Origin of the sequence: Galactobacillus timonensis (assembly GCF_900240265.1) — a bacterium.
GTDB classification, from domain to species: domain Bacteria; phylum Bacillota_I; class Bacilli_A; order Erysipelotrichales; family Erysipelotrichaceae; genus Bulleidia; species Bulleidia timonensis.
In genome coordinates, this window is record NZ_LT964739.1 from 1401340 (window position 1) to 1427007 (window position 25668).

Sequence of the window (25668 nt, forward strand, 5' to 3'; positions counted from 1 at the left end):
AGCATGTAATTTCACTACGGGGACTGGAAAGGCTGATGTTCAAGAACGCATGGACAAGATCATGAATCTTGTAGAAAACCATGATAAGGTTCCTTCCTTCGCTAATGAGTGGCATGGCACCGAGCATTATGATTTGGACTGGAATGAAACACTGACTCTGACAGATACCAATGGAGTAATGGATTGGTTTAACGATTATTCAGAAGAAGATCATCCTGGCATTAATATCAAGCGTGATGGTGACACTTTAAAAATTGATATTGATAATATGTACAATGCTGACGGGCAGACACTTACTTTCATGAGAAAGGATTCTGAATGGAAGGCTTTCTTAAACGGAATCCTGGTTTGGAGATCGCCAGGAAAACAGTCAATTATGGCGGCTGGAGCAACTGACCCTACTCCCCAATATTCACTTTCCTTTTCTTTAAACCGCAGCAACATCACTCTCGTCAAGCTTGATGAATACGGCAATGCCGGAAACTTCACTGCCGGAACACAGTTCTATGTAGGATGGTATGAAGATCCGGAAACGCAGTATGAAAAGACCGGTGACAATGATACCAACTGGACTGATATTCACGATCCCAATAAGGTGAAGAAGGACGATGTTGACGGCATGTCAAATGTCACCAACGGGACAACCTTCTATTATCCGATCATGACCGAGGACGGATCTTCCGTTCGGATCTTCACGGTTGGTGCAGATGGCAAGCTGCACATTGATGGGTTGCTGCCAACGAACAAGAAGTGGTGGATTCGCGAGGTTAACGCAACGAATCCATACACGGAAGATGACCGTGTCTTCTCTGTTACAACCGGAGCCACCGGAACAACGAATACCTATTCCTTTGAAAACGGGTTGCGGGATATTACCCTGTCCCTGGTAAAGAAGGACAAGGATGATCAATATACCAAGATCAACGGTGCTGTTTATCGGATCTGGGAAATCGGAAACGATCTGGATCTTTCCAAGGATCCGACGGAGTATGGAACAGAAGTCAATCTGAACCGCCTGAAGAATCCGACGCTGACCTATCAGCAGCTTGTAGAAAACACGAATCTTCAGAAGGGTGATGTGTTCCAGTTCAACGGCTATGTGTATGAGATCACGGAGGCCGGAGATTCTACCTATACCGTTAAGGCAGTTAAGGCAAGTGAGTACAACTTCAACACAGACGATGTTTTCTCCCGCTATCAGTTCTTAAAAGCGGAGGATCAGGATGATATTCTTGGATTCACCCCGGCGGATTCCTCCAGGGAAAACGCAGCCTATACGGTCTATGACATTTCCAAGCGCCATGCGACTTATGCAGCGGATGACGATGAGACGGCGGAACGCAAGATGAGCGTTACAAGTCTTTGCGACAATCTGAAGACGGATGACGGCACGATTGAGCCGGATCCGGACGGGAAGACACTTGCATGTGTTGTAAGCGTCACGGAAGACAGACCCGTCTCCCAGACCTTTACAGCTTCCACATCGCCAAGCATTGACGATATTAAGACGGCAGCCGCCGATCAGAATGTAGAGCTTGCCAAGGGCAATACAATTACCGTTAATAACGTTCGTTACACTCTGAACTCTGTTTCTGACGATCAGATTACAGCTTCCCCGGAACGTGATTATTCCGTCGATCTTTCCAATGCAAAGCCGAGTTACTACGATATACCGAACGTTCGTGACATTAAGACAGGCGATACCTTCACGCTTTCCTATCCGGAGACACTGGATGGAAAGACGTTCACGGAGGCAGAACAGAAGTTCATTGTTACGGACGCAAATGCTTACACTCTGACTATTGAAACAGTTCCGGAGGATCCGGATGAAACGCCGGAAACCTTCACCTATACCGTTCCGAACTGGATCGATTATGAAGATATTCCTTCTTCCATACCGGAAACGGAAACATTTACGATCACAGGCATTACGAATCCTACCTATACGGTTACTGACAGCAGAGGAAACAGCTATCTGGTCAAGAGCAGCGGAACCGAGGTGTTGACAAACGCATCCGGTGACGCTGCCATTACCGATATTGATTATCTGACAGTGATTGGATCCTTTACGACGGATCCGGATACCGGGGAGCTGGTTGAGGATGTGACAGGCTTACAGGAATCCGGCTGCCTGGATCCGGTAAATACGGAGGCATGTCCACTTGGGACGGAACGTCCCAAGTCCTTTACACGGACGGAAACGACGGAATACAGCGGTCCGCAGTATGCAGAAGCAGTCGGGGGCGAAACGCCCCGGAGCGCCGGAGACACATTTACAGTTGATGATGTTGAGTACACAGTTGTTACCGCTGACGATGGAACAAGCATCCAGCTGGGCTATGTGAAGGATGATAAGGAATGGATTGTCACGCTTCAGAAGGATACAGAAGTTAATGAAGCTGTTCATGGCGAGAAGTACGATGTTACCTTCACGATTGCCGCCAGTACGCCAAAGGAGTTTGATGTTTCCTGGAACAATATTAATGTTCCGGTTAATTCCTTAACGGCCAACAAGAGCTTCCATCTTTCTTCGACGGGGAATGATACAGGTCTTATTACCTGGGAAAGCATTCCGAATAAATCCGCCGCAGCCGGAACCACATACACGGACGCGAACGGCATTGAATGGACGATCCTTTACAATGACACGCTGAATCACAAGATTGTTGTTAATTCCAGCAAGGGACGCTACACGGTAACGCCGGAAGGCACGGAAAACAGCAATCCAACAAATTGGCAGTCGCTGATCGACGCAGAAGCAGCACGGGGAACGACCTATAAAGTCGGTGAATCGTATACGACAGAATGGACGAAGCAGCTGGAAAAGGGCGATACCTTCACGATTGACGGAACGCCTTATACCGTTCTTTCTCATGAATACACAACAACCAGCGGAACCACAAAGCTGACAGATCCAACAGCACATGTTTATACGCTTATTTTCCCCTGGGAGAAGGATGCACCTTATTCCTTCACGGAAGCAGAAACACTCGCTGCCGGAGGATCCAGTTTCACAGATGGAGGGAAGACCTATTCCTGGACCGCAGATCAGATCAACGGCAATACCGTCTATGTTCTGGAGGATCAGGGCACTGGAGAAACCTGGACATACAGCACGAAGACGCTGAAAGCTGATTCCAGTGCAAATGCACCTTATGAACAGATTGAACCGGAGTACACGCTGACAGTAATTAAGCCGTCTGCTATTACCTATCAGCAGATCACGAATGCAGCATACGATGAGAAACAGGTCGGAGACAGATTCACGATTGACGGTGTTACTTATACCGTAATGAAGATTGAAAACGTAACCGATCCGGAGTCCCAGAAGAAGATCACTGTAGAGAACGCTGACGGCGAAGAAAGCGTGATTTATGAGAAGCAGAATCCGGTAACAGATCCGGATGATGCAGACGCAGAAACCATTGCTGCATTCTCTTACGATGATTACACCGCCGCATCGAAGCTGGAGGAGGCCGGAGATACCGTTACCATCGAAGGAACCAAATACACGATTCTGAAGAAGGAAACGACTGACAATCACGGTGTAATGTTCCGGATCCGCAGCGCAGCCGGGGAAACAATGGATGTCTATGAGTCACCGGACAGCAACTACTACGATACGGAACGCATTTACACGCTGAAGACCAACACGGAGTACAACCTTTCGGATCTGTTCACTGGTGCCTATGATATGAAGCTGCAATCCGGCAATTATCATGTGACGCTTGAAAAGGAAGACAATGCGGACGGATCGAAGACAGTAACCGTTTCTTCTGATGGCAATACCACAATGGTTCTGCTCTTACTGGACAAGAACGGTTATGTTACGGATTCCAAGCAGATCGTCTTCTCATCCACGGGAACGGAAGGAAGTACCGATGGTCTTCCAGTCTTTGAAGGTGAAACCGGAAAGCAGTATTTACGCATTGTGGATTCTCTGAACCACAATGTTCCGGTCCCGTATGGAACTACACAGATCTACACCGATGAGGCACACACGAAGCTTTATAAGGAAGTGACAGCAGATAAGGATGGTGTTGTCGATGTTTCTGACTGGCCCGCGGGAACGTATTACTACACGACGGCAAGAGGCGAAGGAACAGTCGCAGTTGTCAGCCCGGAGGAAATGACAGGGCAGTTGAAGGTCAGCGGCCTGAAGTGGGGAAGATCTTACATGGCATGTGAGTTCGGTTTACCGGAAGGATATGACTATGGTAATGATGAAGTCTGCCATACTTTCACGATGAATGCGGATGCAGAAACCGATGTTATTAACGGCGAGGCATTGAACAAGCTGCGGAAACTGAAGCTGAAGGTATACAAGGTTGATCAGGACAACAACAGTATTCTTCTGAATGGCGCATGGTTCACGGTCAGTGATGTAAACAATACGGATACCGTCATTGACGAGCATGAAGCGAGTACCTTTAAGGAACGGATCACCCTGGCGGATATTCCGACAGACGCGGAACCAGGTGATGAAGTTATTGTCTGGAGAGCAAAGTCCGGCGGAACAGTGCATCGTTACCGGATCCTGAATGTTGCCGCAGATTCCATTCAGATTGAGTTGTTTGATAACAACAAGAGCGGAACGAAGTACAACATTCCGGTGAAGGGGATCAGCAGCACAGCACCGATGCTTTACAGCGATATTGTCCGTGCTGTTACCGTACCGAAGAAGGGATCTGTCTTCACGGTTACGGAGAAGGAACCGCAGAGCGCGGCACAGTATTATGAAGTGCTGGCAGTGACGCGGACCCAGGGAACCGATGCGTTTGGAAAGCCGACGGATATCGAAGTGATCAGCACTGCAACCGTCATCAACAAGAACGAAACCAATGCAGAGGCGATTGTACTGAAGGCAGTTGAGAGTAATGAAACCTATGCGGCTGAAGACTACGGAAAGTATGTTTCCGGCGGAATCTTCACGGAGGTTACGGAAGAAGTCAATGCACTTCCGGTCAGCTGGACGGATCTTGTGACAGCAGCCGGAGGAGCAGAGAACATTGCGGAAGGAACCGAAGTAACAATTCAGCAGCGGACAACAGTGGCTATGCCTTCCTACAGCGATCTTGAAGGACTGTTCGGAAAGACGCTTGCGGAGGTTACGGACGGGGACAACTTTGAATATCAGGGAGTCACCTATACCGTTGGATCCACTCTGATCCAGACGGAAGGTGAGACAACGACGTACACTTTCTACCTTGATGCACTTGGCAGCCGGTATACTTACAGGCCGGATACCATTGCGGGATCTGTAGCCTATACAGTAGCAGCTGCCGGAAAGGTAACAAGGCTGTATACAGATGCGTATGGAAACATTACCGCTGTTACCGTCGAGGATGGAAACGGCAATTCCTACTATGTGACAAATCAGGACGAGCAGAAGACGATTACCGTAGGAAAGCCTGGAGCTGAAGCTATTGTTAGTAAGAATGAGGATCTGAGCGATCCAGTCTATCTTGGATACACCGACGGTAACGGTCAGCTGGTTCTGAATGATGTTCCTGATGGAACTTATTACATTTCCAGAAACGGAACAGTCACAGAGGAACAGGTTGGCAAGGGTCTTATTTATCTGCCGGAAGTGGAATACGGACATAAGCTTCAAGTATGCGAAACCAAGTCTCCAGTCGGATACATGATTGGAAATGCCTGTGAGATTGTTGTTCCGACGGCGGACTATTCTACCGATGTTGTGACGAATTTCCGTACCAACGCGCAGATCCGCCGCAGACGGACAATCCAGCAGGCACGGATCCGGCGGTGGAGAATGGGCGCAATCGAAGAATGATTGCATATTAGTATCAGCTCTTGGGCGTGGCCCCTCCCCAAAGCGCGCTCAATCTGAATAGATGGCTGTAACAGCCGGAACAAGGTTTCCTCACGTGCCCGGCTGTTGCGGTCCTTTTTGTTAGGAATGCGAGAAACAGAATTACCTTGGGGCGAAACGCCCCAAGAGTAAATACTTTTGTTGACAGTTGGGACGAAACGTCCCAACTTTTTTACGGGGCGAAATGCCCCGGAAAGGATGAGAAAGAGTGGCAGAATATTCATGGAAGGAAGATTGGCCGGATGAGGAGAAGCTGAAGATCTTCAAACAAATGAAGTCCGATGGAAATACTTCAATCGAGGACCTGAGTGAATCGCTTTATGACTATGGGTTCCGTAGCAAAAACATTGATACGATACAAAGAGTCCTGGATCTGTCGGATGACCAGGCTGAAAAAACGGCTGATGATTTGAACAACTATGAACAGAATGACCGTGCGGAAGCACAGGAACTGTATGACATGGGGTGGCTAACACGTATTGATGAGGATGGCAGGTTGATTGCTACGCATCCGGATCTTGGGGATGACGCGGAGCTGTTTTATCCGGTCAGGGAATATCTCTTGGAGCTTCAGTAGAAAAACGAAGAAAAGACTATGCAGATAGTCCGGTAAAGGAGATCACAATGAAGGTTTTGAAATGGATCCTGCGAATTGCGCTTTCAATCGTTTTCTTTGCGGCATTCTTTATTCTTTCGATTGTCCTGGCAGTAGGCGGCTGGATCAGCAAGTTCTTTTGCGGGTTGTTCCTTATACTGCTTGGCCTTGAATCATTTTTCCGTATGTTCCACGTTGTCCTTTGGTGCTTTCCGGTTCTGTTGAAATACTTTGGAGTTGCTTTTCTAATTATGGCCGTCTGTCTAATTCTCGATGAATGCAATTTTGAATTGTATGACGGAAAAATAGCGGACTGGTTGGAATCACTTACCAAGTAAATCAGACTGAACTTGGGACGAAACGTCCCAAGTTTTTTGCGGGGCGAAACGCCCCAGAAGTAAACAGAAACATTGATAGTTGGGGCGAAACGTCCCAAGGTTTATATGGAGAAAAATACAATGCAATCCGAAAGGGAATATGAAATTGAACAGATAATCAACAATGTTGGAAGTGAATATATTTATGGTGATTGTTTGCCACGGGAAGCGGATCAATTAGCCATCCATGCAGAATTTGATCATCTAACGGATGAAGAAATTGAGAAGGAAGCTTTGGATATTTTTAAAGGGTATCCAAAGAAGATCCATGTAACGTTAAAGAATCTTGCAGATGCGCTTAAACGTGGGGAAACACTTGCAGATATGCTCCCGGTTGTGGCCGGACAGGAGTGTAATATTGTAAAGCTTTCTGATGAACAGTATGAGGAAGCTAATTCTGCTGATATTGTTTACATTCCGGATCTGAATTTGCATGAAATACCCTATTTCCGACCGGTTACCATTGAGGAAGCTGATGAAATCCTGCAAAGATGCTATACCAAACAGGATTTTATTGATGCGACCTTTGGCGTTAAAGATGCGGATCACTACCTGTTTGAGTTTGTTGACTGGCAGACACCAAATCTTCAGGATCTTCTGGAGGTTGGCCTTGGCGATGAAAACATGGAAAATGAACTTCAGTCACGCATGAATCAAAAGAAGAATGAAAAACAATTTAATGACTTGGGGCGAAACGCCCCAAGAGTAAATGCATGTGTTGACAGTTGGGACGTTTCGTCCCAACTTTTTAGGAGGATGAAATGTACAGTGCTGACTCAATCAAAAAATGCCGTGGATATCTAACGGACTATGTAAACAGCATTACGCAGCACAGTCCTTCCGGGGGACGGGGAATGTTGCTGTCCGATCTGCGGCAGCGGAACCGGAAACAGTGGCAAGAGCCGTCCTACCGGAGCATTTTCCATTGCCCCTGATAAAGAACACTGGAAGTGCTTTGCTTGCGGAACAGGCGGAGACATCTTTGATCTGGTACGGGAAAAGGAAAAGATCGAAGGATTCAATAAACAGGTGGAATTTGTTGCCGCAAGGTATTCCATTCCATTAACAGAAACAACCAGGGACGGCAAGGAAGTTCCGGTAAAGAAAACGGAGACAGATTACGGCTACCATAAACCGACAGAAGCCGGGATGAAAGCAGCGCAGCGTGTGATTGACGCAGCACAGCAGCATGGATCCGAAACGGATTATTTCAGGAAGCGGGGTCTTTCGGAGGAAATTATTGAACGGTTCCAACTTGGATTCAGTCCGGAAAGCCAGACGATCTATATCCCTTATGGATCTGGTTCCCATTACTTTGTAACCCGCAAGATAGGCGAAAAGGCGTATAGAAAGCTTCCGTCTGATATCTATGGAAGCGAACCTTTGTTCAATAAGGATGCACTCTACAGTGGGCAGCCATGTTTTATTTGCGAGGGTCCATTCGATGCCATGAGCATTGAACAGTGCGGCGGGAAGGCCGTTTCTATCGGCGGCAATGCCTTCTGGAAACTGATCCGCTGCATTCGTGAGAAGCAGCCGGACGGAACACTGATTCTTTCCCTTGATAACGATGATCCGGGACGGGAAATGCAGAAGAAATTTACGGACCTTCTGAGGAAGGAAAGTATTCCCTTTGTGGCGGCGCAGTATTCATATGATTCCTATCAGAAGAACAAAGATGCGAATGATATGCTTCAAAGCAATCCGGAGCAGCTGAAAGCAGACATAGCAGCAAACATAGAAAAAGCAAAAGAAGCTGAAAATAAGGAGTTGGGACAAAACGTCCCAACTTTTTATGAGGATCCGGATAGTTCATTAAAAGCCGGGCAGAATGAGCTTCGCCGATGGGATACGAAAGCCCAGGAACACGTTCGGGGGTATATGCAGCCGAATGAAAAAGGCTATTACAGTATGCCAGTTGATGGTGGAAAGGATTGGAGATTTGGGATCAGTCCTGGGAAATACGGCCCATATGTAAAGATTGGCAAGCACATCTTCCCGGTTAATAAATCCGGATACTTCTGGGTTAGACAGGGAAGCAAGAAGGAGGACAGCTTCAAAAATATTCTCCAGACAATGATCGACGCAATGCAGCAGAAACAAGAACAGTTCAAACAATTAGAAAGGAAATCAGAATGCCTAATGAATCCAGTGAAAACAATCTGAATAGAATCTCGCTTTCAGAAGCGCTTTGGGCGATAGTGATCTGCACTATTCTCACAACTGGTGCTGTATTTCTTCTGATGTTGATCCGTTAAATGCAGTATTCAGCCGGAGGAAATTATGGACAATAAAAAGAAACATCGGCGGCTTTCAAAGCGTGAAAAAATCATACTAAGTATGCTCGGCGTAATTGCCGGGCTTTCTGTTTATCTGGCTGGATCCAGAGCAAACGCTTCCTCTGAAATGGGGTCTTATGAAGTCAAGGACGGCAGCACTCTTTCTGATCTTGAAAGCTGGCAGCAGCAGAATCCAGAGATCCAGTACGTTCTGACCTTCCATGATGGTGAGAAAGTACGGCAGATTCCGGTGATTGAAACAGATCATCCGGATGATTATTACAGGCATAACGTTTATGGGAACAAGGATCCGATGGGCGCTCCATTTATCGATCATCTGATGGATCCGGTTGAGGATCAAAACATTGTTGTTTTTGCTCACTCATCCCCGACGGAAGATTGGAACTTTACGTTCCTGAAGAAGTACGTTGATTCAGATTATTTCAATTCTCATCCAACTTTTACTGTTGAAAGCGAAACCGGAACCAGTGAATACACGGTTCTTCTTCTGGAACACTATGACACCGACAATGAAGAAGAATGGTATGAATGGGCTGAACCAAGTTATGGAGGAATTGAGGAAACCGAAGCAGTGTTCCAGGAAGCTGCGAATCATGCGGTACAGATCCGTTACGGCATTCCATACCAGGGACAGACAATTATGACTCTTGTAACCTGTGATATTCCTTCCAACCTTTCCGGGAAAAACATGCGGTATGTGATCCAGGCGGTTAAGACAGCAGATTTGGGGTAAACAGAATGAATAACTATGAAAAGGATTTAGAGGACCTTGCCGGAAAGCTGAATGATTTCGGCTGGGAAGTATTGCCTTATGAAAGCGGGGATAACTTTAATTCCCCGGAAGAAGCGCTGGAAGATATTAAAGAATCTCTCCGTGAAGGACAGACAGATCATTATCGGGAGTATTTGCAATCATTCCTTGATGAAGGAATTGAGGTTGATTTTGATGTTCAGGGCCTGATCGATGATATTGATAAGTTTCAGAAAGCCTATTTTGTAAAAAGTATTACCTGATCGGGTTAAGGAGTTGGGACGAAACGTCCCAACTTTTTTGAAAGGAAGAAGAAATGGATAAGTATGACGATGAATTGTTAAATTGCTTTGCGGATGTTGCAAGGGATCTTGGATGGGAAAGCGATTGGGAAATGGAAAATGGATATCTGGATATCGAAAACTGGTCCCCATGGGGCGATAGCATTCTTATTTCATTAACTGAAGATGATTTTGAAAGCTATGCCAAGCTGACCCGCCGCCTGGATGATGAATATCAGAGCTTTATGACGGATGAATATGCAGCTGAATGGTATGAAAGAAACAGGGATGATCCTCATGGTATCCGGAATGCTTTGGAAAATGCAGATGGAATTGATGAGATCCTAAAAGAGATTGCCGAAACAACAAGATCAGAATTGGCAGAATCCAAAACCATAGATAAAGGCTACGGCGGAATAGATATTTAATTGAATGCATGGAGCTACAAGAAATAACTGACATTTTTATGCGGCAGGATAGTTTTGGGACGAAACGTCCCAAGAGTAAATGTAAACGTTGACAGTTGGGACGAAACGTCCCAACTTTTTAGGAGGATGGATGTGTGAAACATATGATGAAGAGTTGCTGAATCGCTTTGCCGATGTTGCAGAGGAACTTGGCTGGACGAGCGACTGGAATTTAAAAGGCGGATATTTGGAAATGGAAAACTATTCTCGTGCTGGGGAGGATCTGATAATGACGTTATTTACGAAGGACTTTCAATCTTTTGACAGTCTGATCCACCGTCTTAGGGATGAATGGTATGACTTTAATCCCGATGACCATGCGGCTATGTGGTACGGACAGAATAGAGGCGAATCCAGTAGCCTTCGGGCTTTGCTTAATGACGCTGACTATATTAGCGAAATGCTTTATGACCTTGAGAAGCTCACTTACAAAAGGCTTTATCAGTATGAAAAAAAGGAACACGATAATTTGACAATAGGTTGATGAAATGGCTAAAGAGACAAAACAGAATGCAGAACAGGTTGTAGTTGGTGTTTGCCCGCTCTGTGGGAACCCAGTAGTTGAAAAGGCGAAGTCTTATCAGTGCTCATCCAATAAGTTTCATAAAAACGATGATGGTGAGTGGGAGATGACAGAAGGCTGCGGATTGAAAATCTGGAAAACCATAGCCCATAAAAAGATTACACCGAAGATTGCAAAGACCCTGCTTGCGAAGGGAGAGACAGATACATTGTCCGGCTTCAAATCAAGATCCGGTAACGAATTTAGTGCTGCATTGAAACTGGAGGAAGACGGATCTGTAACTTTCATTTTTGATGACCAGGATGATGATTCCGAAGATGAAGAAGAGGAATAATCGGTAGCAATGACTGTTGGGGCGTTTCGCCCCGCTTTTTATAAGGGAGCAGGAGAGTGGCAGAAAAAATAGGAACATTTGCAATGAACTACCGCACAAGACGCTATGGAATCATGGATGAGCAATGGCACTGGATGAATATCTCATTCCATTGCGGAGATCCTGTTACGGTGATGAATCCAAAAACGGGCAAATGGATTAAGACAACTTTAGAAATGGAACATGGTCTTTGGTATTTGGCAGGAACAGATCTTTGCGGCGATGACCTGATGCTGTATTGCAAATTCCCGGAAAAAATACGTATGCGGTGACTCTGGGGGCGAAACGCCCCGGACAGCAGGTGGCTTGAATTTTGGCGAACATGCGCACCCATTGGGTGTAAAATGCTGATGGTGAAGCATATGGAAATAAGAGAAATGAGAGCGATGCTTGGAGATACGCGATCCGATTTTTCTGAGCGTTATAAGATCCCGGTACGCACAATTCAGAATTGGGAAAATGGAGTTCGCGAGGCTCCACAGTATGTGATGACCATGCTGGAAAAGCAGGTAAAGCATGATTGTGTCAATCGAAGAACATTCATGCTTCAGCAGCGTGATCCAAAGAAGGAAGATCTTCCGAAAATGCGAAACTTTTCGGAGACGATGGAATGGCTGGCTGCCGTTCAAAAGTGCCTGGGCAGTGACGTTGTTTTTGGGCTTGATGAAGCGCTTTTTTGTGATGAATCATTTCTGGGACGTATGGATGAATACCTTGTCTGGATCTATGGTGATGACTCGTTGAGAAAATTCAACGGGGTTATGGTTCTTGGAAATGAGATTGACCCGCTTTGCGTCAAGACTAAGAAGGGAATCCGTTATACGGATTTCAACAGGACACTGGCTGATGCATTTGCCAATGAGGGTATTCTTGATATGCAGGGAATTACGGAAGCACTAAGTTTTCACTACTTCAGAAACGGGGAGTCTTTCGATGGGATCTGTGTCCCGCCGGAATATCAAAAGCGTTTTGAAAAATTGGCTGATGATGCGGTTCATTATTATTCGGAATGATGAGGAGTTATGCCACACAATAATACGGAAGAAATGATGTATAAGGTTATGACTGCTATTTATGACAGTGGGCTGCCTATTGGATTTAAGGGATCACTTGTCTTAAAAGCCTTTCTTCGTAATGCTGGTTTTGAGGATGATTTGCGAACAACAAAGGACATTGATGCCAACTGGAGTTCTTCGGATTTTCCAACAGATCAGGAGGTTGTTAATGCTTTACAAAAAGCTGTTGATAGGACAGATCTTGGACTTGTTGTTACGATGACGAGACAGTATGGGGAAGGTAGATCGGCCGGTTTTGTTTTCTCCAATCCGGAAACAGGAATGAGTGTCTTTTCGATGGATATGGATATCAATAGACAACCGATCCCATCTACTCAAATGTATGAAGATTCTTATTTTCACTTTAGAGGGGTTCTTCCATCTAAGATGATTGCTGATAAAGTGACAGTTGTTTCTTCGGATAAGGTTTTCCGCCGCGTGAAAGATGTAATCGATCTTTATTATTTTTCTTCCGTTGTTGATCTTGATGCAGATAAAGTAATGAAGACAATAGAGGAATCCGGCAGAGAACTTGGAGACTTCAATGCTTTTCTTCATCGGAAGGATGAATTGCAACATGCGTATGAAAAGTTCCGCTTTGGAGAGGATATTTATAAACCTTCTTTTGAAGAGGTGTATCAGACTACGCATTCATATTTGTCTTCGCTTATGCCATTAGAGAAGGATAAAGGATTGATGATTGGATAAGTTGGGACGTTTCGTCCCAACTTTTTATGAAAGGAGGTGATCTTTTGGATATAAACATGCGGAAATATCTGGATTCCTTCCGCGCTGATGGAATGAACGACCAGCAGCTGAAAGAGATCCGGACAGGCATAGAACACAAAATATCAATCACACGGATCCGGCTGTATGCGAAACTGGAATACGACTCTCATCAGATGGAACAGATCCGTCTAGGAATTGAACACGGGTTGACGGATGAGCAAATTGCGACGTTTGCAGATCCATCATTTTCAGACGATGAAATGGAGCATATCCGGACGCGCCTGGAGTTTGAACGAAGATCCAAGGAAGAGATCACGGAGGAGTTGCACCGGAAACGTCTGCATAATCTTCTGATTGCTTTTGCAGCGGCGGGCCTCCTGATGGTGATTGGAGTGATCGGAATCTTTGGCTTTGACACCATACGGGACTATTTGCAACCGTTGAATATTGTGCTTACGTCGAATGATGTAACACTGGATCCTGGAGATGTTTTCTCACCGATGAATTACGTTAAATCCTACACACAGCAGGATACAGAGCTGATTCTGCCGGATCCCATTGATACAGACACCGTCGGAGATCAGAAGGTTCTCTATACACTGAAAAACGGCCATAAGTCGGTATCTAGGGAGCTGATGGTTCATGTGGTTGACGATGATGCTCCAGTGATTACCTTATCTTCAGACAGCGCAGAGCTGACACGGAAAACGGATTCCTTCAGCTGCCGCGCTTTTCTTTTATCCGCAACAGATTCCTATGATGGAGATCTGACAGATCAGGTCAAGTGCAACAGTCTGATTGATTGGAGCAAGGATGAGGTCACGGTTCCTTATACCGTCGAAGATTCTTCCGGAAATGCTGCGGAAGCGGATCTGGTGCTGACCATCAAAGAGAAACCAAAGCCTACACCGACCCCAACATCCGCGCCAACACCAACCCCACAGCCGAAGTACACACCTTCACCGGATTTCGGCAGCGGCCAGTCTTCCGATAGTTCTTCAGGAGGAGAATGGCAGACTTCCGGATGGGAAACGTATTCGGAGACGAGCGATTGGGTATATGAGGATGTCGGCGGCGGCGAAACTTACGTTGATAGCGAAGTAATTGAAGATTATTGAGGAAAGGAAATTATGCAAAAACCAATAAAGAAAGTATCTTTTGCAAGCGTTCCGGAAGAATACAGAGTGCTACTTGCCAGATACGGAAATGATACGGCTCTGGATACACTCTATGAGGATCCTAGTGAAAATGTGCGATATGAAGTTGCCAGACGAGGCCGTCCGCAGTATTCCCGTTATCTTCTGCATGATGATGCTCCTCTTGTGCGCAGAGGGGTCGCTGAAGGATATGGAAGCGCGGAGCTGGATGTTCTTGTAAATGATCCGGATCCGGATGTGAGAAAAGCAGTTGCCCTACGGGGAAGAGATCAGGATCTTGCAGTCCTGTTTCATGATCCCATTTCATGGGTTGCCACTGCCGCACGAACCGCAGATGACATAAATCATGGCATTATCACCAGGGATGTTCTTAGGGTTGGCCTTGAAAGCGGAATTTCATTAGCTGATCTTTTAGAAATTTCCTATGCGGAAAACGGCACAATTTTTTTTAAGACATCCAACGATGATGTTTATTCTTCCGAGCCGCGGATGGACCGGGTTGTATATATATCCTCCCTGTTTCAAAATGGCCGGAATATGATGCAGTCAAAAGCAGATCCATTCGATATTGAGAATATTCTTGATCGTTCCTATACATTGAATGATCTTTATACAGCAACCTATCAGAATATGTATGCCGTTTATGATTTGCTTGACCTCGCGGAAGGAGAACCTTTGGAGGAAGAAATTGATCATCTCCTTCATTTCTATGAGGAGAGTTCGCCAAATTTAGATCCTTATCAGGATCAGTTTCTTGACGATTACAACAAAGATCGAATGGCTAAGTATAAAGCAAATGAAGCCGTCAGAAGTATGTAACCAAATGCTGGGGGCGAAACGCCCCGGAAAGGAAAAAATCAAATGAACAAGTTTGTACTATCGGGAAGACTCACGGACAATTTCAAAACCAACGCAACGGAATCCGGACTGAAGGTGATTCATTGCTGCATCGCAAATAATGACCGGAAAGAAACACGATTTATCAACTTCACCATGTTTGGAGATGAGGCCGTGCGTCTTGAAACACGCTGCCCGAAGGGATCATGGATTGAGCTGGAAGGCTACATTGAGCCATCCACTTATGAGAAGGACGGGAAGAAGCGTACTGTCCTGAATCTTATTGGAACACATGTTCGGATGATTGTGAGATCTAAGAAAGATACTTCTCCGTTCCAGGACTTTAACGAGCAGGAGGATACGAATGAATCAGAAGAAAGTGAAGACAAGGATTGAGGACTGCATTTACTATTCCGGCGGAGTTCCGGTATTCTACCGATATGAGATCCACGGAGGCAGACCAGAAGCCCTTGAAGAATACCTGAATCGCCGCCTGAGCCGCGTCCACAGTAAGGTCACTATTTCCTGCCAGACGCGGGATTTGATCCTGTCAGCGACTAACGGATACGAGGCGATGAGCGAAAATGTTGATAAAGGAGTGATATTAAGATGATCCGCAGCTTGACGTTATATTTTGACGATTCTGTTGTCCCCAAAGTTTCGGGTACGCATATTGCAACGTTCCCGTTGAAAACAGACGGAGGAACCGTCTATTTTGACATTGATCTGAACAACGTCACCGTTAAAGGTGATTCATTCCGCGTGGAGGCGGAAAGTACAACTATGGTCCCAATGAAAAACGCAAAAGGAAAGATTGTTGGTAAGCTGTCCTGGGGAGCGATCTGCACCAAGTACATGATGGATAAGATCCAGAAGGAAAAGAGCGATCAGGATGAAGATGTTGTGATCTTCATTGACGAAGGGACGCTGACAGACGAAGAGATCCACGAAGTCTGAAAGGAATTGGGGCGAAACGCCCCATTATCTATATATTGACAATATATCGGCACACCGTTATATTGAGCATGCGGGAGGCTGAGTATGCTTATAAATGATGAACTAGAAGAAAAGAAGATGACCATTTACCAGCTTGCTAAATTAAGCGGGGTGCCGTATGCAACTCTAAATGATATTTGCCATGAGAAGACAAAGCTCACTAAGTGCAGTGCTGAGACTGTTTATAAAATTTCCCAGGCATTAGATATTTCCATGGAAGACCTGTTGGCTCCCTATCTTGTAAAGCGTAGTAGCTTTGAAAATTTCAAAAGTGCTGTCTGCCATAGAGTAAAGGAAGAAGGAGACATAGATTTTATGATAGGGGTTATTAAGAAGGAATATATCCCAAGGTACTTCAAGAGAAAATGGTATCCGGAATGTTATTACCTTCTTGCCATGGTTGATTATCTTAGCAGACTGAATGACTTTCCTTTAGTTTCTGATTACGATGATATTCGTCGGCATAAATTGAAAAAAATCATATATCCGGCAAGCATTCTGGCAATTGCGGCGGCCGATGGAAATGATGATGCGTTACGAAAATCTGAGAAGGAGGCAATTCCAGAGTTTATGCGATTCAATATCGTAGAAAGTGATATCCGAAATGTCGTCTGAGCAGAGCGTAGAGTTTACAAATGAAAGCATTAAATATTAAACAAATTTTTAAATGATCTGTCGGGGGCGAAACGCCCCCGTTTTTTATTGGAGAAAGGTATGGATGACAACGAAACACGATTGAACTTTCTTGCAAAGATGATTTTCACAACACTATTTGCGGCGCTTGCAGTGATGATAGCGTCCTCATTTTTGATGTAACGGAAAGGAGGTATATCAATGAAGACAAAAGAATACCGCGAGGAGATAGCGCAGCAGTTTATTGATTCTCTCCAGGAAAAAGGACTGAGCTGGAAACAAGGATGGATTTCTCCTGTTTCCATGGAAAACGGAATTACTAAGAAGGCCTATAAAGGGATCAATGCCTTCTGGCTTTCCATCGTAGCTGCCAGGATGGGATACCGTGATCCACGCTGGTGTACATTTAATCAGATTGCGAATGATAAATACCATCCAGGGCAGACCTGGCATTTGAAAAAGGGATCCAAAGGTACGTCTGTTGAGTATTGGTTCCCGTTTGACAAGGTGAAGCATAAATATCTCACATGGGAAGAATACCGAAAGGAGCTGGAGAAGCTGATAAGAGCCGATGAAGCAGACCCGGAGCGATTTATGATCTGCGCCAAATATTACATAGTGTTTAACGCGGACTGTATCGAAGGCATCCCAGAACTGACAAAAGATCTGGAAAAGAGGGAAATGAATGAGCTGGTCCTGAAGACTGCTAAGAATATGGGCGTTGAGATCATCACGGATGATATGGACGGCTGCTATTACATGCCACGGAAGGACATTATTCACCTTCCAAAACCAGAATATTTCAAGACGGATACCGACCTGACTGCCACTGCATTCCATGAGCTGTCCCATGCAACCGGAGCAGCAGGAAGATTGTCACGGCCAGGTATTGTGAATCCTAATATTTTCGGATCCTCCGATTATGCCTACGAAGAACTGATTGCGGAAATCTCCAGCTGTTTTATGACAGCCGACATCGGGACTGAAATGACGAAGGAACATATGGACTCACACAAGGGTTATGTAAATAGCTGGATTGAATCCATTAAGAAGGATCCGAATGTTCTGATCAAGGCGATCAAAGAAGCTACCGCAGCTGCGAATTATCTGAACTGGAAGGCCGAGCTGATTACCGAAAAGGAATATCAGGAAACGCTGAAGGAAACAAAGGTAGAGTCAAAGAAGAACACAGGTGATGAAACTCTGGAGCGTTTATGCAAACAGGCAGCAGAGTTCATTGACTACAACAGGGACGATACCTATACATTGGAACACTTCCATCGTGACTTTCCGGATCTGCACAACGTCGATCTTGTAAAGACAACGGATCCGGCATCCGGGAAAGAGCTGGTTGTGTCCTTTGACCTGATCGACCATTCCTACAGCCGCTATCTGGACCGTGATCTGGTTGATACAACAACATTCAAAGCCGATGAAGATTTTTCACTGGTGCTGCAATCAGCGATCCCGGAGGACTTTATGGATCTGGAAGGGATCAAAACAAGGGATATTGAGGCTCAAAAAGCAAAATTATTAGCGCTCTGAAACATGCCCTCGATTTAAGGGGCCAAACGTGCGATTTCAGGCACTTTTTTATTTGGGCGATAATTATCCTTCGGATGACTCGACTTGTTCAATTTTGGGCCATTTCTGAAGGCTGATATTTCATGCAAGCATATATTATGCGGTTGTGAGAGGAGAGATACAGAGAAAATGGATAATTTTGAGAATGAAACAGGAATTCCATGCAGACTTTATGTGCTGAAAGAGTGGCATGACGTTCTTGGCTACGGCGAGGAAGAGATTCAGGTGTTTCCCAGCAGGGACCTTGCCCGCGCAAAGCTAAAGAAGGATTTCTGCAAATGGGCGCACATTGATGAATCGGAATGGAACAAGGCACCGAAGATGTTCAATATTGGAAAGGATTGGTTCAACGAGGATTATGTCGAAGTCGATAATGATGTCACAGGATCTCATTTCTTCATTATTGATGAAAAGACGATGACTTTTTCTAATCCGGACGCTGAACTTATTTTCGATACGGTAAGAACGCAGAAGGACAAAGAGGCTGTCCGATATTATCTTGATGACTTTATTGATGATATGCAGTTGGATATATCCCCTGAAGAGCAGGAGAAGATTTTAGAAGATGCCGTGCGCATATATCACGCAAATTATGATGGATCCCTGGCTGCTTATGATCAGATGAATGGTGCCGTTGAGGATGTCCTTAAAGAGCGTGGTTTTATCAAATCCGAGAAAGGAATGGAGCTTTATGGATGAAGAAATCGAACTGATCAGCATTGAGGAGCTGGAAGCGTATCTCTACAGCCTGGAAGACGGGACGGTTGCGAAGATTCTTCTGAATGATGAGGAGGAATACGATGACGGATCTGATGAGTGACCAGCTTTCACTGTTTGATATGGATCCGGAACCGCAGACAGATGTGAAATCCTCAAAGCAGAAGTATCCGTTAAAGGAGCAGAAGGTACGGTTGCGGTTGGAAGAAGGCCCAGGACTTTACAGCACAAAACAAATGAGCAGCCCATATGACGCGGTTGATGTCATGGCAAAGGTGTTAAAAGAAATGGATCGCGAGTATATGGTTGTCGTAAACCTAAACAACTATCACCAGCCCCTTGGATATTCAGTCGTTTCTATGGGGACAATAAATTCTTCTATTGTCGGAATCAGCGAGTTGTTCAAGACTGCTGTACTTGCAAATGCTGGATCTATCATCATGATGCACAATCATCCAACTGGAACACTTTCCGCATGTGAACCGTCCAAGGCAGATTTAGACATAACGAAGCGAGTAGCATTGGCTGGAACAGTAATGGGTATTCCTCTATTGGATCATATTATTGTTTCTGGAGACTACACGCTTTCCCTGCGGGACAAACATCCGATGCTTGGATGGGACAGCGTAAATCAAAAAGATTTTGAAAAAATGTTCCGTAATTCCGGCAGAACAATGTAGGTGAACAGATGGACGAAGTAATTGCAGCAGCACTATCGGATCTTTCTGGAAGCGATAAGGGAAACCAGGGCTTTCATTTACAGGAACAATATGCCCGTGTCTGTCTTGAAAACGGCACGGGGCTTTACAGTGAAACACCAATAAAAAGCCCGGAGGATGCCGTGCGGGTGATGGCAGATGTGATGAGCGGAATGGACCGGGAATATGTGGTCGTAGTCAATCTGAATAACTTGAACCAGCCGATAGGATACACAGTCGTTGCCATCGGTAAAATCGGGACAGCATTGTTTAATCAGATCAATATTTTCAAGACGGCGATTCTCTCCAATGCGGTAGGGATCATTGTGCTGCATAACCATCCAAGCGGAAATCTGAGGCCAAGCAAGGATGATCTTGCTGTTACAGCACGTATCAATGTTCTTGCCAAACTGTTTGACATTAACTTTTTGGACCACGTTATTGTCGGGACAAAGGGAAAGACAAATTCTCTGGCTGGCAGCTGCCCGGACTTATTTACAAACGAACCTGTCGATATGCTGAACCGATGGGTTTCTTCGCGTTATAAATCAGCGAAAAATATTATCTAGGAGGGATTTCTATGAAGATCGGAACAAAGGCTTTTTTAATTGCAGCGGAAGCGTCCATGCTCATGACAAATGTTATGGCAGAGGGGGATGGCGATGGAGTCACCATTGATACGACTGAAGCACAGAATCAAATTCAAAATATTACTGACGCGCTGACAAAGATCGCATTGTGGGCGATTCCGATGGTCGGCGGCATTGCGATTCTTGTGACGATCATCCGGTGGCTGACACTGGATGAACAGGAACGGGAACAGCGCCCCGTCCACAAACCGATCATCAAGATCTTAGCTGTCGTTATTGTTGCCGAATCCATCAATGTTATCTTCCGCATCTTCGGGTTATCCTAATCCAAGTAAGAACTTGGGGCGAAACGCCCCAAGGGTAAATGTATGAGTTTACATTTGGGACGAAACGTCCCAACTTTTTATTAGGAGGTAAATGAATGACAGATGATGGAAGCATTATGATGAACGCCTTCCGCGCAGTCATGTGGGTCTTCGTTGAGAAGGCGCTGGAAATATGCGATCTCTGTTATCAGCTGGTTCAGGAAATGTTCGGGATCAATCTTGATAAGTTTCCCTGGATATGGACCTGGCTGACGATATTATCCGCACTGCTCATTTTCTTTGTGGCGGTCCGGCTTGTTGTCCTGATGATCAGGGCGCAGTTTGATGATCAGTCTGTTGAAATGCTGTCCGGTGTGGATCTACTGCGAAGAATCACAGTGATGATCGTAATTCTCGCGTTAATTCCGACAACACTGACTCTGATGAGCCGGGTCAGTTCTTCATTGGCAACGATCTTTCCGACGCTTGTTTCCGGATCCGATTCTCCTTCTTCAATCCTGCTGGAAATGTCTTCACTTGATTTCTCCCAAGTTGGAGCGAAAGCGGAAACAGCAATCACTCTGAAGGATGTTACGGATATTAACCTGATGGAAGGGGACTCCTACGTCTACTTTCCGCAGACCGGAAATATGGTCGTTGTCCTTTTTACGAGCGTCGTAGCACTTTATATCTATGTAATGATCTGCATTCAGATCGCATCCCGCATTATTGGTCTGCTGCTGAAAATCTGTATTGCCCCGTTTGCACTGTCTTCTTTGGTTGATCCAAAGGACCAGGCATTTCAGACGTGGGTAAAGCTGTGCGCAGCCGACTTCCTGGCAACGTTTTTTCAATCGGTATTATTGGTCCTTGCCATGACTGCTATTGCTTCAATTGATGTCTCAACCGTAGCAAAGGTCCTGTTCATGATCGGCGCTTTAATGGGCGTTCTGAATGCGCCGCAGGGCATTTCTTCTCTGCTTGGAGCCGATGTGGGCGCTGCTTCAGGAATGCAAGCAATTCAGTCTGCAATGACGATGGGCTATGCAATGACTTCAGCCGGACGGGTCGCAGCCGGAGGCGCAAAGCTGGCCGGAAAAGCTGCCATTGGAGCTGCGACCTCAAGCGTCTATGGGGTTGGTCGCGCCCTCGGTGGCAAGACCTTCAATCCTTCTAAAGTTCCTGCCGCATATGTTCCGGGAGGCGGCGGAGGTGGCGAAGGCGGGGCTACTGGAGGTGCCGCAGCCGGATCCGTTGGAGATGTGGCATCCGGCTATTCAAGACCACCTGGAGAGGATGGAGCGTCCGTTGATGGCCTGAACCGTGTCAGCTACGCAAACGGTATCAACACCAGAGAGAATACGGTTGCCAATAAGATCGGACGGGCTGCCGATCACGCCAGGGGGTTCCGTGGGGCGGCGGCCAGAGCGGTTCTGAAGATGGCCTCCGGAACATACAAGGCGGCTGGCCAGAAGCTCTATCAAAACAAGTACAATCGCTGGACCGGAAATGCTTCTCCTTCCGCCATGACAAGGATGTATAACTTCCGCCAATCTGCACGGAATTATGCACGTTTTGTAAGGAACGGTCAGGCATGAAAGGATGTAATTTATGGATAATGAACAGCCGTTAGAATTTATCGCACCCCGTAACTTCAAGCGAGGGCGCTTTTTGTTTAACCGCTTCCGTCCGATGGATGTTGGGATCTGGGCGGCGCTGCTGGTGGTGACCTTCATTGTTTTTATTGCGTACATGTCGGGAGAACACTGGAATATCGGCATCGTGATTCTGATCTGGGTTCCGGCAATGGTCTGTACGTTTCTTCTGATACCGTTCGGTCAGATTTATCACAACATGCTGTTTGCGATCCGCTGCGCATGGAACTACTACAAAGCGAAGCACAACTACTACTGGGAGGGGATATACAAGTATGAACCGGAAACCAAAGATGAGCCGGATTGAAAAGAAACGGGCTAATCAGCTGAAATCCGCTAAGAAAAGCGCAAAGAAGATCAAGAAGAAACTTGCGACAACGCTTGCCTGGATGGATGTTTCTTCCGTCGAAGATGACCGGATAACCATTAAACGCGATAAGAAAACGCTTTTCATTAAGGGCGTGAAGCTTTCCCCGCATGACATCTTTATTGATGATATTCCTACCCAGGCACAGTTAATCAATCGGCTGCGAATGGCACTAAACAACGTTCCGTATGAATTGTGGTTTGGATTTGTTTATGCGCCAGTCAACATTGACCAGCACTTGAACAACCTTGATGCTGCTCTGGATGAGGAAACGGATCCGATCTGTAAGCGGATGATCCAGTCGGATCAGAGTAAAGCCGAGTGGTTTATCGGCAATTTTTCCGAGCTGGAGTTCTTTGTTATGGTCCGTGATTCTGACCAGGAACGGCTGGAGAAGAAGCTCAATGATCTGTATGCCGGAATGCGTGTCGGTGGAATGGATCCTTCTATTCTGAATGCACGGGATTATTACAACTATCTTTCCTTTGTGTTTGAAAATCCGAACGTCAATGACTATGTTTTCAGCCGTGGTATCTTCAGCTTCTTTAACCAGAACTTTATCTGGAATGAGGAAGAAGAACGGTGGGAGGACAGGGACACAACCGAAACGTTTGAGCGTTTCGGAGGAGATCCGATCCCGAATATTGCGCCGGAATGGAATGAAGTCAAACGATCCAGAATTGCCCCGGTGTCGCTTCAGATCAGCAGCGATCATATGATCCTGGGCGATATTTTCATGACAAATCTGCTTGTGACGTCCATTCCGCAGTTCTTCTCCCTTGGATTCTTCAGCGGGCTGCTCAATGATAAGAACATCAAGCTATCGATTACAACATCAAAGCTGAATGTCTCTACATCGGTAATGCTGCGGAAGGAATACAACGAGAAGGAGCGGGAAGTACAGCGCACAACGGATCCGTCTTACAGGCAGCGTTTAGTCAATGAATTGTCTTCCCTCGACAATTACATTAAGGACGTTCAGGCGAAAAATGACCGGACACATAACGTTACGGTGATCCTGACGATCTGCTCTGATAATCTTCAAAATTTAAAGCTTGCCAAGCGCGATATGAAGGAAAATCTACGTGGAATGGGTATCTATACCTCTGACGGAAGATTTCTTCAGGAACAGCTTTTCCGGCTGTCTAATCCATTATTTATAGATACAAAGATGGAACCGATTGTGAAGGAAAACGTCGGGATCCCTCTGACCAGTGACGCGCTGGCCGGGCTGTATCCGTTTGTCTTTGAAACCATGAAGGACAATAACGGATTCCTGCTTGGAAACGAGCTGCACCAGGGCGGTGTGATCCTGATGGATCCGTTCTATTATCGGAACCAGGCGGAGGATTCCAGAGGCAATAAACGTATCAACGGCAACATTGTTGTGGTCGGTGCTTCCGGAATGGGAAAGACAACGACCATGAACCTGTTTATCCGGCACTTCATTATGAAGAAAGTTAAGCTGCTATGGATTGATCCGGAGAACAAGAACAGGTCGCTTGCCACAAAATACGGCGGAGCGTTCATTGACTGGGGCGAACCAGGGAACGTTATTAACGTGTTTGATCTGAAACCGAATGATACGGATGACGCGGATGAAGGATGGCAGGAACGGATGTGGGATACCCAAATAGCCGTGAACCGTGCAATCATCCGCGTTGATACCGTCCTCCATCTTCTGTTTCCGGATCTTGACCCGCTGACGGACAGCTGCACTAATGAGATAACCTTAATGGCTTTTAAGAAGGTCGGAATTGCGCCGGATAAGGACGGAGTATGGCCTTCCTTCAAAGGACGGAACCGCAAGGAATATCCAACCTTTGAAACCTTCTATGACTGCATTAAAGAAACCATAGACACCTTTACGGCGGATACAACAAGGACCCGTGAGCTGAAGATTCTGAACGATCTGGAGCTTGCTATGCGCCAGATGATCCACAAGACTTCCGGTAAATACGCAGACTACTTCGATGGGTATACGACGGTAGGCGTGAAACGGACAGCACGACAGATCATGGCCTTCGGAACCAAGAGCTTGTTTAATGCGGAGGACCGTCTTCAGAGAGCGTTGTACTATGTGATGTTTAACTATGCCTGGGCCGAGTGCCTTGACGCGAAACAATACTCTGCATTCATTATTGATGAAGCACACACAATGATCCTGAAGGACAAGACCGCAGAACTTGTTTCGCAGTTCTACCGACGCAGCCGCAAGTATCAGAACGTAATGCTGCTGGGGACGCAGGAGCCGCGTGACTTTGCAGATCCAAGAGTATTGACTGATGGTAAAGCAATTTTTAATAACAGTGCTTATAAGATCGTACTTGGCCTGGGGCACGACGCAACGGAAGACATCCGGAAGCTTGAAACGCTGAATGTTTCGGAGGCGGCATTGATTGAATCCTTCCAGCAGGGCCAGGCACTTTTGCTTGCTGGTGACAGACGTATTGCCATCAATGTTTTAGCAACCGAGGATGAGCTTTCTGATATGCGGGGCAGTAGCGATTTTTAACACATTGGAGCGACAATCTTCTGATTATTTTTCGGGAACATGGGATCTGTTTGCATATGAAACAGTGAAAGGAGGTCATATCAATGACCACAACTATCATTGTTTCTATTGTTATCATTGCTCTGGTTCTTATTTTTGCACTGCTGCAAATGGCAAAACTGGAGAGGCGCATCAATGATCTCTGCATCCTTGTTGTTGCAATAACCGAAAGCCTGGGAAGTCTGGATTATTTATGATCAGCACATAAAAAGTTGGGACGAAACATCCCGACTTTGCCAGCGGATTTCTTGAAGTATCGATTCTGATGTGCAGGGGAGCAAGATATTT

Annotated in this window: 29 protein-coding genes; all 29 read left to right on the top strand. The window is 45.9% G+C overall.

Going from position 1 to position 25668, the window contains the following annotated elements; genetic code table 11:
- The first annotated feature begins 61 nt into the window (after positions 1 to 61).
- The 29 genes from C1714_RS06610 (at position 62) to C1714_RS14010 (ending at position 25577) form a co-directional block, all read left to right on the top strand.
- Positions 62 to 5797, top strand: a complete 5736-nt coding sequence (locus C1714_RS06610) for a hypothetical protein (protein WP_135567904.1) — start codon at positions 62 to 64, stop codon at positions 5795 to 5797.
- 247 nt (positions 5798 to 6044) lie between these two features.
- The gene (locus C1714_RS06615; RefSeq protein WP_102342438.1) at positions 6045 to 6413 is read left to right on the top strand and encodes a hypothetical protein; all 369 of its coding nucleotides are present in this window, start codon (positions 6045 to 6047) and stop codon (positions 6411 to 6413) included.
- 47 nt (positions 6414 to 6460) lie between these two features.
- Positions 6461 to 6769, top strand: coding sequence for a hypothetical protein (locus C1714_RS06620; protein WP_102342439.1), 309 nt, complete (start codon positions 6461 to 6463; stop codon positions 6767 to 6769).
- A 105-nt stretch (positions 6770 to 6874) separates the two neighbouring features.
- Positions 6875 to 7612, top strand: a complete 738-nt coding sequence (locus C1714_RS06625; protein WP_135567905.1) for a hypothetical protein — start codon at positions 6875 to 6877, stop codon at positions 7610 to 7612.
- Between the two features lie 63 nt (positions 7613 to 7675).
- Entirely contained in the window at positions 7676 to 8974 is a 1299-nt protein-coding gene (locus tag C1714_RS14410) for a toprim domain-containing protein (protein ID WP_425349056.1), read from the top strand.
- Between the two features lie 117 nt (positions 8975 to 9091).
- The gene (locus C1714_RS06635) at positions 9092 to 9841 is read left to right on the top strand and encodes a class B sortase (RefSeq protein WP_102342442.1); all 750 of its coding nucleotides are present in this window, start codon (positions 9092 to 9094) and stop codon (positions 9839 to 9841) included.
- A gap of 5 nt (positions 9842 to 9846) precedes the next feature.
- Entirely contained in the window at positions 9847 to 10122 is a 276-nt protein-coding gene (locus tag C1714_RS06640) for a hypothetical protein (protein WP_102342443.1), read from the top strand.
- Positions 10123 to 10175: 53 nt separating this feature from the next.
- The gene (locus C1714_RS06645; protein WP_102342444.1) at positions 10176 to 10568 is read left to right on the top strand and encodes a hypothetical protein; all 393 of its coding nucleotides are present in this window, start codon (positions 10176 to 10178) and stop codon (positions 10566 to 10568) included.
- Positions 10569 to 10698: 130 nt separating this feature from the next.
- Positions 10699 to 11091 (top strand): hypothetical protein, encoded by a 393-nt coding sequence (locus tag C1714_RS06650; RefSeq protein ID WP_102342445.1) that lies wholly within the window; start codon positions 10699 to 10701, stop codon positions 11089 to 11091.
- A gap of 4 nt (positions 11092 to 11095) precedes the next feature.
- Positions 11096 to 11464, top strand: coding sequence for a topoisomerase C-terminal repeat-containing protein (locus C1714_RS06655; protein ID WP_102342446.1), 369 nt, complete (start codon positions 11096 to 11098; stop codon positions 11462 to 11464).
- Between the two features lie 56 nt (positions 11465 to 11520).
- Positions 11521 to 11775: a DUF5348 domain-containing protein gene (locus C1714_RS06660; protein WP_135567906.1), complete on the top strand. Its 255-nt coding sequence runs from the start codon at positions 11521 to 11523 to the stop codon at positions 11773 to 11775.
- A gap of 90 nt (positions 11776 to 11865) precedes the next feature.
- Positions 11866 to 12516, top strand: coding sequence for a helix-turn-helix domain-containing protein (locus C1714_RS06665; protein WP_167849959.1), 651 nt, complete (start codon positions 11866 to 11868; stop codon positions 12514 to 12516).
- 9 nt (positions 12517 to 12525) lie between these two features.
- Complete coding sequence (locus tag C1714_RS06670) at positions 12526 to 13266, top strand: hypothetical protein (protein WP_102342449.1); 741 nt, start codon at positions 12526 to 12528, stop codon at positions 13264 to 13266.
- A 44-nt stretch (positions 13267 to 13310) separates the two neighbouring features.
- Positions 13311 to 14405 carry a DUF5011/hyalin repeat domain-containing protein gene (locus C1714_RS06675; RefSeq protein ID WP_135567908.1) on the top strand — a complete coding sequence of 365 codons (1095 nt, stop codon included), beginning with the start codon at positions 13311 to 13313 and terminating at the stop codon, positions 14403 to 14405.
- 12 nt (positions 14406 to 14417) lie between these two features.
- Positions 14418 to 15263, top strand: coding sequence for a HEAT repeat domain-containing protein (locus tag C1714_RS06680; protein WP_102342451.1), 846 nt, complete (start codon positions 14418 to 14420; stop codon positions 15261 to 15263).
- A gap of 42 nt (positions 15264 to 15305) precedes the next feature.
- Complete coding sequence (locus C1714_RS06685) at positions 15306 to 15677, top strand: single-stranded DNA-binding protein (protein ID WP_102342452.1); 372 nt, start codon at positions 15306 to 15308, stop codon at positions 15675 to 15677.
- Complete coding sequence (locus C1714_RS06690; protein WP_102342453.1) at positions 15646 to 15894, top strand: hypothetical protein; 249 nt, start codon at positions 15646 to 15648, stop codon at positions 15892 to 15894. Before C1714_RS06685 ends, C1714_RS06690 begins: the two co-directional genes overlap by 32 nt.
- Positions 15891 to 16238 carry a hypothetical protein gene (locus C1714_RS06695; RefSeq protein WP_102342454.1) on the top strand — a complete coding sequence of 116 codons (348 nt, stop codon included), beginning with the start codon at positions 15891 to 15893 and terminating at the stop codon, positions 16236 to 16238. The genes C1714_RS06690 and C1714_RS06695 overlap by 4 nt, the downstream gene beginning before the upstream one ends.
- 84 nt (positions 16239 to 16322) lie before the next feature.
- On the top strand, positions 16323 to 16892 hold the full coding sequence (locus C1714_RS06700) for a helix-turn-helix transcriptional regulator (RefSeq protein ID WP_102342455.1): 570 nt from the start codon (positions 16323 to 16325) through the stop codon (positions 16890 to 16892).
- Between the two features lie 219 nt (positions 16893 to 17111).
- A complete protein-coding gene (locus C1714_RS06705) occupies positions 17112 to 18455 on the top strand; it encodes an ArdC family protein (protein ID WP_102342456.1) in 1344 nt (447 codons plus the stop codon).
- Positions 18456 to 18539: 84 nt separating this feature from the next.
- Complete coding sequence (locus C1714_RS06710) at positions 18540 to 19193, top strand: type 1 periplasmic-binding domain-containing protein (protein ID WP_135567909.1); 654 nt, start codon at positions 18540 to 18542, stop codon at positions 19191 to 19193.
- Positions 19186 to 19314 carry a hypothetical protein gene (locus C1714_RS14560; protein WP_280951995.1) on the top strand — a complete coding sequence of 43 codons (129 nt, stop codon included), beginning with the start codon at positions 19186 to 19188 and terminating at the stop codon, positions 19312 to 19314. Before C1714_RS06710 ends, C1714_RS14560 begins: the two co-directional genes overlap by 8 nt.
- On the top strand, positions 19295 to 19891 hold the full coding sequence (locus C1714_RS06715) for a JAB domain-containing protein (protein WP_167849960.1): 597 nt from the start codon (positions 19295 to 19297) through the stop codon (positions 19889 to 19891). The genes C1714_RS14560 and C1714_RS06715 overlap by 20 nt, the downstream gene beginning before the upstream one ends.
- Before the next feature lie 8 nt (positions 19892 to 19899).
- Positions 19900 to 20478, top strand: coding sequence for a JAB domain-containing protein (locus C1714_RS06720; RefSeq protein ID WP_102342459.1), 579 nt, complete (start codon positions 19900 to 19902; stop codon positions 20476 to 20478).
- 11 nt (positions 20479 to 20489) lie between these two features.
- A complete protein-coding gene (locus C1714_RS06725; protein ID WP_102342460.1) occupies positions 20490 to 20825 on the top strand; it encodes a hypothetical protein in 336 nt (111 codons plus the stop codon).
- A 95-nt stretch (positions 20826 to 20920) separates the two neighbouring features.
- A complete protein-coding gene (locus C1714_RS06730; RefSeq protein WP_102342461.1) occupies positions 20921 to 22402 on the top strand; it encodes a conjugal transfer protein TrbL family protein in 1482 nt (493 codons plus the stop codon).
- 13 nt (positions 22403 to 22415) lie between these two features.
- Complete coding sequence (locus C1714_RS06735) at positions 22416 to 22766, top strand: hypothetical protein (protein ID WP_102342462.1); 351 nt, start codon at positions 22416 to 22418, stop codon at positions 22764 to 22766.
- Complete coding sequence (locus C1714_RS06740) at positions 22735 to 25341, top strand: VirB4 family type IV secretion system protein (RefSeq protein WP_135567910.1); 2607 nt, start codon at positions 22735 to 22737, stop codon at positions 25339 to 25341. The genes C1714_RS06735 and C1714_RS06740 overlap by 32 nt, the downstream gene beginning before the upstream one ends.
- An 83-nt stretch (positions 25342 to 25424) precedes the next feature.
- The gene (locus tag C1714_RS14010) at positions 25425 to 25577 is read left to right on the top strand and encodes a hypothetical protein (protein WP_167849961.1); all 153 of its coding nucleotides are present in this window, start codon (positions 25425 to 25427) and stop codon (positions 25575 to 25577) included.
- Positions 25578 to 25668: the final 91 nt, after the last annotated feature.